We start from the raw sequence: 15,471 nt of genomic DNA, 5'->3' as shown, positions 1-15,471 counted from the left end.
TGCGCGCGTCACTGCTCGGGGAAGAGCCACCGGTAGGCGCCGTCGGCACGGAACACGGGGGCGTGATGGGGCGACTGCCACTCAAACGGGATGTCGTCCCCTCCCTCCCGCCGTACCGTCCCGGTGATGTCGTAGTCGGGGTGCCGGAGATCGTCGCTGAGCTGCCGACGGAAGACCACGTCGAGGACGTCACCCTGCCGTACCTCGACGCCGCCGAGGAACAGCGGGACATAGAGCGGCAGCCAGCTGGTGTCCATGCGCAGCGCATCCAGAGCCACCCCGCCCTTCCTGGCCTGGAGCAGCGGCCACAGAACGAGCCCCGTCAGCAGTTCGTCCCGGTTGACCGTGAGGCTGATGCGGTCCTCGCCTTCGGTGGACAGGTCTCCGTTGAAAGCGAGTTCCTCCACTTCGGAGCTCTCGGTCACCAGGGTCTCCTGGACCGGCCCGTCCAGGCTCAGCCGGACGTCGAAGGGGTGCCCGACCGCGTCGAAGATGCGCCCGACTGTCTCCACGCCGTCCGGATCCAGCAGGATGCCGTCCGGGAAGTGGGCGACGAGCGAGGCCCCCGCGATGCCCGTGGTGCAGCGGTGCGGGATGGATATCCCGGTCTTCTCCATGAAGCGCTGCCGGGCGTCCTGGATGGACGCGGCGGCGCCCTCGGACCCGCCGATCGTGCCGATGATCTCGGACACGCACACATCGATGTTCTCCGGCAGCTCGATTTCCTTCGAGCTGCCGGTCACGACGGTGATCGTGTCGCCCAGTTGGGCCTCTTCGACCGTCTTCGCCGCAGCCTCCGCCCACTCCGGCAGCACCTCGACCGCGTACACCTTCTTCGCGCCCGCCTGGGCCGCCGCGACGGCCCAGTTGGCGTCCCTGCCGGTTCCGATGTCGAGCACCGTGCGACCCGGCACGTACCTCTCGATGGCCTCCATGTAGGCGGCGTCGCACCACATGTCGTCGTTCATCACGTCATAGGTGTCGTCGTTGTAGACCGGGTACTCGCCCTCGCTCGGGAAGATCCTTATCCCCTCCTCCCGGACGGAATACCCGGTCCGCAGGACCATGTCGTGTGTGCCGTTCCGCAGCTTCGTGAGTTCCTCGTCAGCCATCGCTGTCTTCTTCTCCTCGCTTCAGTCTTCTGAGCCGAGCGTCCGAACGCCCGGAACCCGGTCTCCGGGAGTCGCCGTGCCGTCGCCGGAGAGCACGCCGTTCTCCGTGCGTCCGTGGGGGTGGGGGACGACGCTGAGCACCGCGGCGTTCTCCGGAGCACCGCACTGGCGCATCTGTTCCGCCCCGTAGTAGTCGGCGCCGAAGACCGCGGCGTGCATGCTCTCCCGGCGCACCGCCGCCACCAGGGCGTCCTGTTCGGGGTGCGGCGCCGCGGTGAGGATCCAGCGGGTGTCCCGCGGGTCCCACAGGCCGATCGCGACGACGTCCTCGATCGCTGCCGGAGCCGGTGCGGCAAGCAGGATCCCGTCGGCCTTCTCCTCATCGCAGAGCACGACGGCCGGCTCGCTGTTCAGCCGCTCGCGCAACTCGGGCGACCCACCACGCAGATGCAGGGGCAGCGCTCCGTCCGCTCCCGAGACCCTGCGCAGCGTCTCGTGCAGGAGCAGCCGTTCCTCCGGTACCGGATGGCTCTCCGTCTGCCCGGGGAACGCCGGCGCCGGGTCGCCGGTCCGGGCGTTCACCCAGCGCGCCAGCACGTCGTCGTAGGTGGTGGGCCACCGGGGGGAGAACCAGGAGCGCCAGTGCTCGGCCGCGGCGAGCTGCCTGCTCTCCTCGATCCAGTTCCTGGTCTCCGTCGTGTCGAAGGCGGACAGTTCCCGCAGGTCATCGTCGGTGAACACCTGCTCGCTGGCGACCCGGTTGATCTCCTTCGAACGCGCCTGCCGCACGCTGCGGTACTTGAAATGCCGGATGAACAGGTCCGGGGGCGACGTCTCACAGGCCCCGGGCAGATCGATCCGGTGCTTCCCCCCGTACACCTTGGCGCCGGGGGTGTAGCGGCTGACCACCTTGCTGGGCTCGTCGCCGAAGCCGATGGAGCCCGTCGTGGCTCGGAGGAAGGAGTAGGTCCCCCCGTCCGACTCGAGTGTGTCCTGGAACATCTGCCGTTGCGGCAGTCTGATCAGGTTGAACCGGGGGTCGAGGCGCTCCAGCAGGTGCTTCGCGCCGTGCGGGAAGTACACGTACTCGTCGCAGTCCAGGAAGAACAGCCAGCGCGCGCCGGAGTGCTCTCCGGCCCAGTGGTAGTGCTCGGTGAGGTAGCGGTCGTAGCCCACTCGGTGGTCGGACCTCAGGTGGACCGGTAACCCTTCGTCCGCCAGGGCCAGAAGGATCTCGATCGTGCGGTCGGTGCTTTTGTTGTCGACGACGTAGACCGCGTCGAAGCCCATGTCCAGGTGAAACCGGACGAAGGCCTCGATGGCGTCCTCCTCGTCCTTGCAGACGGAGAGGACGACATCCGGTCCAGCCGCGGCCGCGGCAGTCATCGGACGCGCCCCTTGAGGTCGATGAAGGAATCGTCGATCACCAGAGCGTCCAGGCCGAGTTCGATGACGTCCTCGACGACCTGTCCGAGATCGTGGGCGATGGTACGGCCCGGTGCGTTCAGGCTGGTGTTCAGCAGCACAGGGTCCCCGCAGAGCCGGCCGAGTTCTTGGCAGACCCCGTACAGGAACGGGTCGCTGTCCGGGTCGACGCACTGCGGCCTGGCGACCCCGTCCGGACCGGTCACCGAGGTCAGCCGGCCCCGGAACTCCGGCCGGACGCGGTACGAGTCCAGCATGTACCGGGACGCCGGGGACGCCTCCTCCCCGAAGTAGCGCGGGAACTCCTCGCGCGGCAGCAGCGGGGCGAACGGCCGGTACCACTCGCGCTTCTTGACGTGATCGTTCAGCCGGTCGCGCATCGCGGGGTCGTTGGCCCTGGCCAGCAGCGACCTGTGGCCGAGCGCCCGGGGACCGGCCTCGGCCCCGCCCCTGGCCAGCGCCACCAGACCGCCGGAGGCGATGATCCCGGCGACGTCCGCCGGTGTGGCGGGGGTCGCCCCGTAGCCCGCCTCCACGGCGGCGGCCACGCTGACATGGTCCTCGGTGTGCTCCGGTACTCCGGACCAGCCGAGCCCCCCGGGCCACCGCATCCCCGACTTGAGGCCGGCCCACACCGCGCCGCCGACGAACTGCGACGCGTCGTGAGCGAAGGGCGGGATGAACACCGGCAGCCCGGCGACCTCGCGTACGTCCCGGTTGGACACTACGGACAGGGCACAGCCGCCGCCGTAGATCACTCCCACCGGCTCGTCGGTGATTCCGGCGGCCCGGATCGCCTTACGGGTCCGTGCGACGCCCTCCCTCACCTGCTCGATGAAGTGGTGGGTGAAGAGCTCCTGCGCCGACGCCGCCAGGTCGAGCGTCGCGGAGAGCTCGTGGTTGCGGGGCGAGCCGCCGAGGTACTCCGCGATGGCGGCCGGCGCCTCGTCGGCGGAGCCGAGGCAGTATCCGTTCCAGGTCTCCACGTCGGGGTCGAAGGACTTCTGGGCAACGTGCTCCAGCTGGCGCACGTGCTTCAGCTTCGCCGAGCCCCAGGCCGAGAGACCCATGAGCTTGCCGCAGTTGCTCAGATCTCCCGAGCCGTAGAAGATCCGGCCGAAGAGGTCGCCGAACACCGCCCCGTTGAACCACCGCTCCGACGACACCGGAGTCAGCTCCACGGGACGCGGCGTCTCCAGCGGCTTGCGCAGGTCGATCCAGCCGAAGCGGGGCTGCTCGGCGTCGAAGACGATCGAGAGGTAGATCCCGGGACCGGCCAGCGGCAACGTGGTCCCGGCGAGCACATGGAAGTAGCCGTGCAGGTCCGGCTGGGGGATGACGCGTACGGTGCGGCCGTCGAGAGTCATATGGGACGGGCCGCTGCGCACCGCGCCGTAGCGCTCCGTGAACAGCTCCTTCACCAGCTCGGGGCGGGGCGCGGTGACGGATTCGAGCTGCTCCAGCGGCAGCCGGTCGAAGCAGGCGCCGACCAGTTCCGGCAGCCAGCCCTCCTGGTTCTTGATGCGGGTGATGCGTTCGAACTCGGTGTATCCGACGACGCCCTGCTCATCCACGGCGGCGAAGCCGGCATTGTGGTCGTCGTACAGCCCTACATGGACTCCCATGGACGTGACTCCTCCGCGGTTCAGATGAGGTGTTGGCCGGTCAGCTCGCCGAACTCGGCAAGCAGGATTCCGGCGACGAGGCGCACCGTGCTGTCCGGGATCTCATTGGAGATCGGAACGCTGATCAGCCGGTCCGCTATCTGCTCGGTGACGGGCAGGTCCTCGGCGGGCAGATGCGCGTAGGCACGCATCCGGTGCAGCGGCCGGTAGTAGGGCCGGGTCTCCACGCGGTACGCCGCCAGCCTCGCGACGAGCTGCTCCGTCACCTCGACCGAGGGCGTCACCACGGAGATGTCCTTCCACGTGGGCTCGGAGCGGGCGTCGACGGGCCCCACCACGCGCAGTCCCTGCCCCGTGTCCAGCAGCTTCCGGTAGAGCGCCGCCGAGTCCCGGCGGCGGGTCAGCCAGGAGTCCAGGCAGCGCATTCCGGCCAACGCTGTGGCCGCCGCCAGCTCGGGCATGCGGCCGTTGACGCCTCCGGCGTCGACGCACTCGTAGTTCTCCCCGAGCCCGTACCGCCCCAGCCCCCTCAGCTGCTGGGCCAGTTCCTCGTTGCGGCAGGCGATGGCGCCGCCCTCTCCGCTGGTGAGCACCTTGGTGCCACTGAGGCTGAACACCTCCATGTCGCCGAAGGAGCCGATCCTGCGGCCGTCGATGGTCGCTCCGAGGGCCGCGGCCGCATCGCTGACGAGCATGACTCCGTGCCGCTCCGCCAGCTTCTCCAGCGCCGGCATGTCCGCGGGAATACCGTGCGAGTGCACCGGCACCATGGCTGCGGTCGCGGGGCCGATCCGCCGTTCGGCCAGCTCCGGCGTGAGGCCGAGCGACACCGGGTCGACGTCGCAGAAGACCGGTTCGAGACCGGCGCGCAGAATCGCGTTCACCGTGGAGGGGAAGGTGTAGCTGGGAACCACCACCTCGCGACGTCCCGGCATGGCGCGCCGTACCGCGGTGAAGGCCATACCCAGGGCGGTGTCCCCGCTGGCGGTGGCGATGACGTGGTCGACGCCCAGATACTCGGCGAGCACGCTCTCCAACTCACGGCTGTAGGGACCGAAGTTGGACACGTAACGGGATTCCGCGATCCGGTCGACAGCGGCGTGCAGCTCTTCGACGGGCGGCAGGCTCGGCAGGGAGACCTGGACGCGGCGCGCGTTCCTGCCACCGTGGTCGATGGCCTGTTCCGCGCCGATGCTCGTGAACCGCGCACCGGCGTCGCGCATGGCGACCCACTTCCCGTGGTCGGGGTCGGCGCCGGCACCGCCCGCGGGGACGCCGGTCTCCCGCCATACCGCCCGGTACGCCACCGAGCAGGCGGAAAAGACCGGTTCCTTGCCGAACTGCCCCCGCGTCTTCGAGGACTCCCAGTCGAGGTACTCCGTCGTCTCGCGCCCCAGATTCGGGTCGACCGTGCGCACCCTGCCGTACACGAGGTCGGCGTCGGTGCTCGTCAGTGCCGCTATGCAGTCGTCGAGGTGGTTCGGCAGGAATTCGCCGTCCTCGTCGAGCAGCGCCAGGACCTCGCCCCGGGCCACCTCCTCGGCCCGGCGCCTGCTCGTGGCGAGCGCGTCAGCGGCGTCCTGGCCGCCTTCCGCCGGAGCTGCCCCCTCCGGGAACGCCTCGTGACAGCGGATACGCGAATCACCGAAGGAGCCGACCACCCGCGCCGTCCGCCCGCCGTCGGGAACGGTGTTCACGACGATGAGCTCCCAGTGGGGGTAGCTCTGCGCGAGGACGGAGGGTATCGCCCTCTCGGCCAGCAGATGGGACCGTCCCGAGCTGCTGAGCAGCACGCTCACCAACGAGTCGAAATTTGTCATCCGGCCGTCTCCCTCATCGGTCGGTACTGCTTCTGGCATGGCGCCGCAGTTCGGCGTCCACGGCGCCCTCGTCCACCAGCGTCATGACGGCAGCGGCCCGGTTCTGGGGCGCGCCCAGCGCCTCGTCCAGGGACGTGAAGCGGCTGCCGATGTCCTTCACGGTCGCCGCGACGGCGGCTCCGAAGTCCTCGTCCAGGCGGATTCCCAGCGCACGCAGCTTGCCGTTGTCGACGATGTAGTCGCGCGCGTCGGTCATGACCGCCTCGCTGATCACCGGAACGTCGAGCAGGTCGGTCACGTGCGCGGCGATGTCCCTCATCTGCACGGCGCCCTGCTCGCCGGCCACGTTGAATATCTCGCCGGCGGCTTCTCGGAGCGTGACGAGAATGCCCTCGATGGCCGTCGCGATCTCCCTCACATGCACCATGGGGCGCCGCTGCAGCCCGTTGCCGTGCACCACTACCTCCCGGTCGAAGACTCCGCAGGTGGCCATGCGGTTGACCACCAGATCGGTGCGCATGCTGGGCGAGGGCCCGTACGCCGTGCCGAAACGCAGCACCACCGGCTGGAAACCAGCGCCGTGGTGGGCCAGAATGCGCCGCTCCGCGCCGAGCTTCGTCTGTGCGTAGCGGCTCAGCGGCGCCGGCTCGTCGTTCTCCGCGCGGGCCTCCTCGGCCCGCCCGTACACACTGCAGCTAGAAGCGAAGAGGAAACTGCGCACCCCCGCCTGCTTCGCGGTGGCGGCCAGCCGGCCCGCAGCCATCTCGTTGACGGAATGGGCCGCCTCCGGCTGAAGGTTGGCGCATGCGTCGTTGGACAGACCGGCCAGATGCACCACGCAGTCGAAGCCGATCAGATCGGTGACGGTGATGTCGCGGACGTCCTGGAACAGATGGCCCGCGGCGTGGTCGCCGTCAGCCATGCGGTCCTGGAACAGCCCGATGTCGAGCGATGTCACCTCGTGGCCCGCACGCTCCAGACTCGGCCCGACGACCTGGCCGATATAGCCGAGCGCACCCGTCAGCAGAATCCTCATGACCTCACCCGTTCGCTCATCACGCTCGCCGCCATCTCGGCCACGTCCCCGTCGCCGAAGGTGTGCGCCGGGCTCGCGCAGAGCTCTGCCGCGATGTCCGCGAGTTCCCGTGGATCCAGCTCCGACAGGCTGCTGTGTCCGGCCCGCAGGCTGTCCGCCATCACCTCGCGGTCGGGCCCGGGGAATCTGTCGAGGACGGTGTAGGCCAGCTCGTAGAGGAAGTGGCGCCGGTGCAGGGCGCCGGACCAGAACTGCTCGGTCCGCAGCGTCCGCTCCGCCTCCTCCACCCAGGTGACGGCGGGCAGTTCGTGCAGGCACCGGAGGAACCCCTCGGCCAGTACGTCGCCGACCTCCTCCGCGGCGGCCCGCAGGCCGCTGCCGCCGGCGCCCGTGCCGACCTCCACCTGACGTACGTCGCCGAGCCGCCCGATCTCATGGCGGCACAGCGCGGGCCACATGAAGAACCAGTCCTCGTTGTAGATGTCAGGGAACACGCCGTCGTACGTCGTCCGGGTGGCCAGACAGCTGCCCGAGATGAACGGGGCGACGAGGCCGGCGTGACCCATCACCTTGTAGAGCATCGAATGGTCGGCGACTCCGACGGACGGGCGGGCCACCACGGTGTACCGGCTGAGCGCGGCCACCATCGCCTCCAGGTCGTCCGCGGTCACCTCGACGTCGTCGTCGAGGAAAACGACCGCCTGGTAGCCGCCCGATCTCCCCATCGCCAGACCGACGTTGCGCTTGGCCGACAGGTCAGGATGAGGAGTGCCGAAGGATCGGCCCACGTTCGGGTACGGGCCTGTCCGCCGCATCAGTCCCGGGCGCTCGGAGAGGTCGGAGGGCAGGTCCTCCGGCGCGGTCGCGAGCACTGCCACGTCGTAGCCGGCGGGCAGTACCGCGACCTGGCGGCGCACGCGTTCCCGGCGGCCCTTCGTCGGTACGACGACCAGCACCCGCTGTGGCCCCGTGCCCCGGACGGCCGCCGCCGCGGTGGCGTCGCTCAGCAGCGCCCTATGGTCCGGGAGGGCGGCTGTGGTAGTCACGGCCATCACATCTCACCGTTGCTTCGCTTGATGATCGATTCCATAGCTCCTCCGTGGTGGGCGGCCCGGTGCGCGCGCCGCACCGGCGAAAGCGCGTCACATCAGCGCAATCCCGTAGGAGAACCGGTTGAGGTGCATGACCATGCAGGAAAGCAGCGCACCGCTCTTGAAGTACTCGTCGATGTTCACCAGAACGACTTCGAAGCCCTGCTGTCCTGCTATCCGTTCCAGCGTGTCCAGCTTCTGCTTCTCTTCCTGATAGGCGTCGGTTCCGGCCTTCAGGTCCGCCAGACAAGAGGAGTTGATGATGGTTTTTCCGGACCGCACCGAATTGCAGATCCCGGAGTAGGCCGCCGCTTCGGGGACGTCGATTACCTCCGTGTGCTTCTCCATCTCGGCGAGGTCCGACTTGCTGTATGCGGCGGTGTGCACGAGTGTGGAATGCTCGGTGATGGGGAAGATGCTGCAGTCCAGGTGGTACAGATGCGCGTCGGTCATCTCGACCTTCACCACGCGCATGCCGTACTCCCGCTCCATCCACTCGTAGGCTTCGCGCTGCGAGCGCTGCCCGTAGCCGCCTATGTAGACGTTGTCGTGCAGATGCTTGAGATCGGCCTCGCCCTCGAACTTGAACGGGGAGACAGTGGGCCGGTAGCCCATGGAGCGGAAGAAGTCCACACCCACCTGGGTTTCCCCGCGCCGCGGCTCCGAGGTGAAATTCGAGATGATCACGTCGCGTCCGCCCGGCAAATGGGTCGGCACGATTCCCAGGTTCGCCGTGTAGACCAGGTCCTGGAGACCCGTCGTGCGCGGTGTCGGCAGCACATACACCAGAGCGCCCGCGCTCAGTACCGAGAAGACCTCGAGGAACTGCACCATCGCCCGACTGCGGTTGATCTCACGGTCGCCCTCGGCGAGTTCCTCCATCCATACGTTGTTGGGCACCTCTGCCGAGAGTGAGAACGGCGCGTTGACCAGAAAGGCCGGATAATCGAGATGGCTCGGGTTGGCGATCTCCTGCGGGGCCGCCTCGACCGCCGTCGACGTGCCTGCTGTGTCCGTCACATGTCCTCCGTCATCACTTGAAGCCGTCCGTTCCTTTGTGGTGCACGCGGATCAGCGGGTCGAGCCCGGCCTTGACATGCCAGCCGTCGGGTTGCAGAACTTCCAGCTCGTACCGGTCGGACAGGGGCACGACCAGCTCCACCTGCGACCCGTATCTGATCTGCGAGAACCGCTCCCCCTGCCGGTACGGCGAGTTCTGCTTGAGCCGGTAGGGCAGAATGCAGTCCACGTCGTAATCGGCGATCTGGAGCATGTGATAGCTGCCGCCGAGCCGCGGCGAGTGAACCGTGGAGACCATCCGCTGGTTCTGCCGCAGATACGCCGTGGTGCTCAGATCGATGCGGAGATCGTCGAGTATCGAGTTCTCCATGGCGATCATCGGCAGGTTGTACGTGGCGATCGGGTCGAGCAGCCGGTACTTGAGACAACCGGAATAAGGGATCCGGTTGGTGTGCACGTCGAAGAAGGTCATGAAAATGCCGATGACCAGGCTCTCCTGCTGATAATCCGGATCCCGAAGCGCCTGCCGCAGCGTGTAGTCGACGCTCTTGAGGTCGATGACCTGCTCGTCCGGCTTCACCTTCCGCTGGTAGAGGATGATGCCGTCCGCCGGCGCATAGAAGAACCGCGGATCGACGTACCGCGGCCGTCGCGGGTCGCGGAAGAAGTGGTTCTCAGCCAGCCATTGGGGCGACTTGTCGCTCAGCTCTTTGACCTCGTCCGACACCCACTCTTCGATGCTCTGCGCCATATCGCCCTTTGCATGGTCGATTGCTGGAGAAGAAGTCCACGATCACCCCGGTGAACTCCGGGGTCCCGGCGAACGGTCCCGAATGGACCCCGGAGGTTCGTCCCGTGAATCCGCGCATCCGCCTGCCGCCCCATCACGTTCTCCGGGCGACGAACCCCATGTCAAAGACCTGGCAGCAAGGTGCCATCGGTGGTGACGGAGCACCTGGTGTCCAGGTAGAACCGGTTGACGTCGAGTACTCGCGAACACTGTGCGGTGAACTTCCCATTCCGCGCAGCCACCACTGTGAAGAGGCAGGAAGTTGGGACATGGCGCAGTCACTGGAAGAGTGGGTGGAGAACGAGGTTCTGCAGCTCGATGACCGGTCGCCCGCATGGCTGTCCGACGTTTACTTCTTCCGCGACCCGCGACGGCCTCGAACCGTTGATTCCTCGTACTTCTTCTCGCCCGCGGACGGCGTCATTCTCTACCAGCGGACCGTCAAGCCGGACGAGCCGATCCTCGATATCAAGGGCGAGTCGTACAGTCTCCGAGACGCGCTGCGCGAGCCGGAATACAACCGTGAGAGCCTGGTCATCGGGATCTTCATGACGTTCTTCGACGTACACGTCAACCGGGTCCCGTACCGCGGCACTCTGTCCTACCGGGAGCTGCCCCCGATCCACACGTACAACCGGCCGATGCTGGACGTGGAGAACCGGCTGCTCTACGACCTGCGGATCGACCTGTCCGAGGCCGGCTATCTGCGCCCCAACCAGCGGATGGTGAATCGGATCTACGCACCGGCCCTCGGGGAGACCTACCGGCTGCTTCAGATCGCCGACTACGACGTCAGCTGCATCACGCCCTTCCGGCTCCAGCAGAACATCCCGGTACAGCAGGGCGCCCGCTTCTCTCAGATCCGGTACGGCTCCCAGGTGGACCTGGTGATCCCGCTGTCCGATCGCTATCGACTGACTCCGGTGCACCGGGAGTCGGACCACGTGAAAGCCGGCCTCGACAGGCTGGTGCACGTCGCGCACCAGCCAGCGGGTTCCCACGCCGTACGGAAGGAGGAGAGGCCGGCATGAGCACGCCCGCCCTGCGGTTGCCCCCTCAGTACCGAGCCAGGTCGCTGACGGCTGACGACGCCGACGTCTGGCACGCGCTGATGGAGGAGTCGGAGCGGACCGACGGGGCGAGCGCCAATTTCTACCCGGAGGAATTCGTGGAGGCCGCACTGGACGGCCGGCTCGACCCGGTGAGCGACTCCGTCGGCGTCTTCACCGACGACGGCGTGCTGGCCGGTTTCGGCGTCGTCCACGCGAAGCTCAGCTGGGACGGCGCCCACCGCGTGGTCCTGGAAGGCGGAGTGGCCCCCGGCCACCGGCGCAAGGGGATCGGTACGCAACTGATGCAGTGGTCCTGCGGGCGCGCACGTGAACGCCAGGCGGCCCTCTCCAGCGGGCGGCAGTCGTCGGCCACCGTGTGGTCGCTGGAGGAGAACACGGATCTGCGGTCGCTCGCCAAGGCACAGGGGTTCCAGCCCACCCGCTGGTGGTACGAGGTGTCCTGTCAGCTGGACGAGGTGTCAGCGCTGGAGATTCCGGAGCTGCCCTCGGGCTTCACTCTGCGCACGGTGCGGCCCACGGACATGGCGGGGCTGCGCGAGGTGCACAACGCCAGTTTCAACGGTCAGTGGGAGGACGGTGCGGTATCTCCGGAGCGGTGGAAGCAGGATTTCGAGAATGACCCCATGTTCCGACCCGGACTCTCGTACCTCGTACTCGACCCGACCGGCGCGATCGTCTCGTACGTCCTCACCCAGGCGAACGAGTGGAAGAGCGACCGATCGACGCAGCGCGAACTGCGCATCAACTACCTGGGAACTCCGCCCGGGTGGCGGGGGCGGGGATTCTTCAGGCATCTGACCGCGGCTGTGGACCAGGCCGCCAGACGCGAGGGGTACGACCACCTGGGGTTCACAGTCGACTCCGGCAACCCCACGGGCGCACTCAAGGTCTTCGAACGGGCCGGCATGTTCGACTGGGACCGAGACTACTGGGAATGCTGGGTCTGCTACACGTCTGCTTTCCATGGAGCAGCGGGGTAACTCCGGCGAAAGGCCGGTCACCCGGCTGCTGCGGGGCAGTGGATCCGGTGGCTCTGAAAGGAACGTAGACGGTGAGTGTCACGGAACCAGAGGTTCCGGAGCCGAGCATACTGCGCCGCATCTATCGCCAGTACCGCCGCAAGGTGTGTCTGACGTATGCACTGGTCGTACTGGAGGAACTCTGCAATCTGCTCTACCCGTTCGCCATCGGTGTGGCCATCAACGGTCTGCTGCAAGGCGATGAGACGAGCATCATTCCGTTCGTGGCGATCTGGGCCCTGCACGCGGTGACGGGCATGGTGCGGCACCTGTACGACACCCGCGTCTTCACGGGCATGTACGCGCAGCTCGCCGGCGACGTGGTCGTCGAGCAGCGGAAGCGGAACCTGCCGGCCTCGGTCGTGGTGGCCAGGTCGACGCTGTCCCGGGAGTTCGTGGTCTTCGCCGAGACGCATGTCCCCGGTATGGTCTCCGGGCTCCTCGCCATCGTGGGCTCGCTGTTCATGCTGTTCACCTACAGCGTGCGCAGCGCGGTCTACTGCGTACTGCTGATCGTGCCGATCGTGGCGGTCAACTGGTGGTTCACCCGGCGCTCCTACCTGCTCAACCGGGAGCTGAACGGCCAGCAGGAGCGGGAGGTGCACATCCTCACCTCCCAGCCCGAGCCCGCGGTGCGTCGGCACTACAGCCTGCTGCGGAAGTGGGAGGTGAAGCTCTCCGACGCCGAGGCGAAGAACTGGGGAGTGCTGGAGATCTTCGTCATCGCGCTCTGCGTTCTGGTGTTCTTCCAGGCGACCGACTCGCCCGAGGCGCAGGCCGGAACCATCTTCGCGGTCATCTCCTACGTCCGCACCTACACCGAGAGCCTGGACCAGCTGCCGTCCATCATTCAGGACCTCACCCGTCTCGTGGACATCGCACGCAGAATCTCGCCGGGCGCCGAGGACACCCCAGATGTGGCCGAGGAGGAAGCCGTGCCCGATCAGAAGGGAGGAAGGAATCCCATATGACCACGTCGGAACCCTTGGTCAGCGTCCTCATGCCCTGTTACAACCGGCCTTATCTGATGACGCACCGGTCGATCCCCTCGGTTCTGGAGCAGACGTACCGGAACTGGGAGCTGATCGTCGTCAGCGACGGCCTGGACAACCACGCTGTTCGCGCTGCGGCGTGCGGAATCGGCGACAGCCGGATCAGATACGCGGAGATCCCCAGGCCCGACTATTCGGGGCTCGATCGCACCGGGCGCTGGTTCATCGCGGGCGCCGCCGCGCGGAACCGCGCCGAGGAACTGGCGGAAGGCGAGATCATCGCCCTGTTGGACGACGACGACGCCTTCCTTCCGAACCATCTGGCGGACTGCGTCCGCCTGCTGACCGAGACCGGCGCCGACCTGGCCTACGGCCTGGTGCGTCTCCACGACGTCAACTCCGGCGCGGAGTCGGACTATTACCACCCATGGGACGCCCCCGGCACGCTGGACGCCTTTCTCGCCGAGAACGTGCTCTACACGCCGACCGTCGCCTACCGCGCGAAGTGGAAGCAGCCGCCCTATCCCACCGACGGGAAGCGGGCCGCCGACCACGGCAAGTGGCTGGCGATGCACCGGGCCGGCGCGCGGTTCGTCGGCACGGCGTCCGCCCAGGCCGTCTACTACGGGGACAGTTTCGACGGAGTCCTGCGCATCTCCCCGCCCCCGAAGACCGTCGCCGCGAAGCCCGCCCCCGAAGGCGACGGCCACGCGACCACTCTGCGTGATCTCTCGCGCACGGCGGAGCTCGAATCCGCCCTCGCCCACTATCTCGGCGTCCCCGAGACGGTGGCCCTACCGGACGGCGACACCGGGCTCGACCTGGTGCTGCGCGTCCTGCGCGACCGCTGCCCCGACAGGACCGAGGTGGTGGTCCCCAGCTGTGCCCCGCACAGCGCGGCCGAGGCGGTGGTGCGCTCCGGCCTCACCCCCGTGTTCTGCGATGTGGACGCGGGGACGCTGACCGTCACCGCTGCGACCGCCGAGCCGGCGACGACCCGGGGGACGCTCGCCCTGCTCCCGGTCCACCTACACGGCATTCCCTGTGACATGAGCGAGCTGCGCGAACTCGCCGACGCACACGGGGCGTTCCTGGTCGCGGATGCGAGGACGGCGCTGGGCTCGACGACCGGCGGCGTGCGGACAGGCTCCCTCGGCGACGCGGAGGTGTTCGGCTTCGGCCCCGGCACGCCGCTGGGCTGTGGGCCGGGCGGCGTGATCGCCCTCCGGGACCCCGCGTGGGCCACCGCGCTCCGGCACCTTGTACGCCTCGGGCCGGACGGCGGACGCCCTGACCCAGGTTCCCCCGGGTGTCTGGCGGAGCCCGACGCCGCGCAGGTGCTGGCCGCGCTGCCGTTGCTGGACGCCGAGGTGAGCGCCCGGCAGCGGTCGGTCGAGCTGTACCGGAAGCTGCTCGCGGACGTGCCGGGGCTCCGACTTGTCGGGCCCCGTTCCGGTGAGTCGGCGCCGGCGTGGGCGGAGGTACCACTGATGGCTGCCTCCGCTTCCCAGGCGGAACGGCTCACCCGCCGGCTGGCCGACCACCGGATCGAGTCCGGCACGTATCACCGGCCGCTGCACCTCTCGGCCCCCTACGCCCGTTACGCCGCGCAGCCGCTGCCGGTCGCCGCGGCCGCCGCAGGGCGAATCGTCGACGTTCCGGTCAGCGGCGTCATCCCGGACACGTCGGTGGAACTCGTGGTAGGCGTGGCGCGCGAGACGCTCGCCGGGACCGGGAAAGGGGTACCGGGGTGACCACGGCACACAGGCTGGAGCGGCTCGTGGTGCTCGGCGCCGGAGGGCACGCCCGTGAACTCATCGACGCCGTCCACGCGGTCAACGCCGTGCGGCCCACCTGGGACCTGCTCGGCGTCCTGGACGACGGCGATCGCCCCACCGAGCCGGGGCCGAAGGTCAGAGCGCCCTTCCTCGGCCCGACCTCGGCGATCAGCATGCTGGACGCCTGGTACGTCATCGGGATCGGAGACGGCGCTGTCCGGGAGCGGCTGGACGAGATGGCCCGCCGGTCCTCGCGTACGCCCGCGACCGTGGTGCACCCGGCGGCCTCGGTGGGGCCGCGGGCGGTCCTCGGCCCCGGCTGCTACGTGGCCGCCAACGCCACGCTGACCACGGACTGCGTACTGGGCCGGCACACCCACGTCAACGTCGGCGCCTCGGTCAGCCACGACGACGTCATAGGCGCCTACTGCACCCTCGCCCCCGGCGCCCGGGTCGGTGGCAGGGCGGTGCTGGAGGACGGCGTCACGCTCGGGCTGAACTGCGCAGTGCTGCCGGGTGTCCGGCTCGGCGCGTGGAGCGTGGCCGGAGCGGGAGCCACCGTGCTCAAGGACGTGACGCCGGGATCCGTCGTGGCGGGCACTCCCGCCGTAGTCCTGCGCCGGGGCGTCTCACCCGCGCCGGCCCTGGTTCCGCATGATCCAGGTTCCACATGATCCCGCTCGGAAGGTA

The 15,471-nt window shown here is 68.4% G+C and carries 13 protein-coding genes; 5 read left to right on the top strand and 8 right to left on the bottom strand.

The annotated features are described in order from the left end of the window. Nucleotides 1-8: 8 nt before the first annotated feature. From MDN94_RS09065 to MDN94_RS09030, 8 genes are all read right to left on the bottom strand, one after another. Entirely contained in the window at nucleotides 9-1,112 is a 1,104-nt protein-coding gene (locus tag MDN94_RS09065) for a 50S ribosomal protein L11 methyltransferase (RefSeq protein WP_482725364.1), read from the bottom strand. A 21-nt stretch (nucleotides 1,113-1,133) separates the two neighbouring features. Next, entirely contained in the window at nucleotides 1,134-2,498 is a 1,365-nt protein-coding gene (locus MDN94_RS09060; protein WP_482725363.1) for a glycosyltransferase family 2 protein, read from the bottom strand. Next, a complete protein-coding gene (locus MDN94_RS09055) occupies nucleotides 2,495-4,162 on the bottom strand; it encodes a carbamoyltransferase C-terminal domain-containing protein (RefSeq protein ID WP_482725362.1) in 1,668 nt (555 codons plus the stop codon). The genes MDN94_RS09060 and MDN94_RS09055 overlap by 4 nt, the downstream gene beginning before the upstream one ends. Nucleotides 4,163-4,182: 20 nt before the next feature. Beyond that, nucleotides 4,183-5,982 (bottom strand): aminotransferase class I/II-fold pyridoxal phosphate-dependent enzyme, encoded by a 1,800-nt coding sequence (locus MDN94_RS09050; RefSeq protein ID WP_482725361.1) that lies wholly within the window; start codon nucleotides 5,980-5,982, stop codon nucleotides 4,183-4,185. A 13-nt stretch (nucleotides 5,983-5,995) separates the two neighbouring features. Then, nucleotides 5,996-7,018: an NAD-dependent epimerase/dehydratase family protein gene (locus MDN94_RS09045; protein ID WP_482725360.1), complete on the bottom strand. Its 1,023-nt coding sequence runs from the start codon at nucleotides 7,016-7,018 to the stop codon at nucleotides 5,996-5,998. Next, a complete protein-coding gene (locus MDN94_RS09040; RefSeq protein ID WP_482725359.1) occupies nucleotides 7,015-8,064 on the bottom strand; it encodes a hypothetical protein in 1,050 nt (349 codons plus the stop codon). Before MDN94_RS09040 ends, MDN94_RS09045 begins: the two co-directional genes overlap by 4 nt. A gap of 96 nt (nucleotides 8,065-8,160) precedes the next feature. Then, nucleotides 8,161-9,129, bottom strand: a complete 969-nt coding sequence (locus MDN94_RS09035) for a dimethylarginine dimethylaminohydrolase family protein (protein WP_482725358.1) — start codon at nucleotides 9,127-9,129, stop codon at nucleotides 8,161-8,163. Between the two features lie 13 nt (nucleotides 9,130-9,142). Further along, nucleotides 9,143-9,880, bottom strand: coding sequence for a phosphatidylserine decarboxylase (locus tag MDN94_RS09030; protein ID WP_482725357.1), 738 nt, complete (start codon nucleotides 9,878-9,880; stop codon nucleotides 9,143-9,145). Nucleotides 9,881-10,188: 308 nt separating this feature from the next. Here MDN94_RS09030 and MDN94_RS09025 point away from each other — a divergent pair, with 308 nt between their 5' ends. The 5 genes from MDN94_RS09025 (at nucleotide 10,189) to MDN94_RS09005 (ending at nucleotide 15,455) form a co-directional block, all read left to right on the top strand. Next, nucleotides 10,189-10,950, top strand: a complete 762-nt coding sequence (locus MDN94_RS09025; protein ID WP_482725356.1) for a phosphatidylserine decarboxylase — start codon at nucleotides 10,189-10,191, stop codon at nucleotides 10,948-10,950. Then, nucleotides 10,947-11,972: a GNAT family N-acetyltransferase gene (locus MDN94_RS09020; RefSeq protein ID WP_482725355.1), complete on the top strand. Its 1,026-nt coding sequence runs from the start codon at nucleotides 10,947-10,949 to the stop codon at nucleotides 11,970-11,972. The genes MDN94_RS09025 and MDN94_RS09020 overlap by 4 nt, the downstream gene beginning before the upstream one ends. A 71-nt stretch (nucleotides 11,973-12,043) precedes the next feature. After that, nucleotides 12,044-12,982: an ABC transporter six-transmembrane domain-containing protein gene (locus tag MDN94_RS09015; RefSeq protein ID WP_482725354.1), complete on the top strand. Its 939-nt coding sequence runs from the start codon at nucleotides 12,044-12,046 to the stop codon at nucleotides 12,980-12,982. Continuing rightward, nucleotides 12,979-14,757, top strand: a complete 1,779-nt coding sequence (locus MDN94_RS09010; protein WP_482725353.1) for a DegT/DnrJ/EryC1/StrS family aminotransferase — start codon at nucleotides 12,979-12,981, stop codon at nucleotides 14,755-14,757. The genes MDN94_RS09015 and MDN94_RS09010 overlap by 4 nt, the downstream gene beginning before the upstream one ends. Continuing rightward, the gene (locus MDN94_RS09005; protein WP_482725352.1) at nucleotides 14,754-15,455 is read left to right on the top strand and encodes an acetyltransferase; all 702 of its coding nucleotides are present in this window, start codon (nucleotides 14,754-14,756) and stop codon (nucleotides 15,453-15,455) included. The genes MDN94_RS09010 and MDN94_RS09005 overlap by 4 nt, the downstream gene beginning before the upstream one ends. The last annotated feature ends 16 nt before the right edge of the window (nucleotides 15,456-15,471 follow it).

It is taken from the genome of Streptomyces sp. WAC00040 (assembly GCF_056835925.1).
Note: the sequence above shows the minus strand (reverse complement) of the source record. Positions and strands in the feature narration are given on the sequence as shown.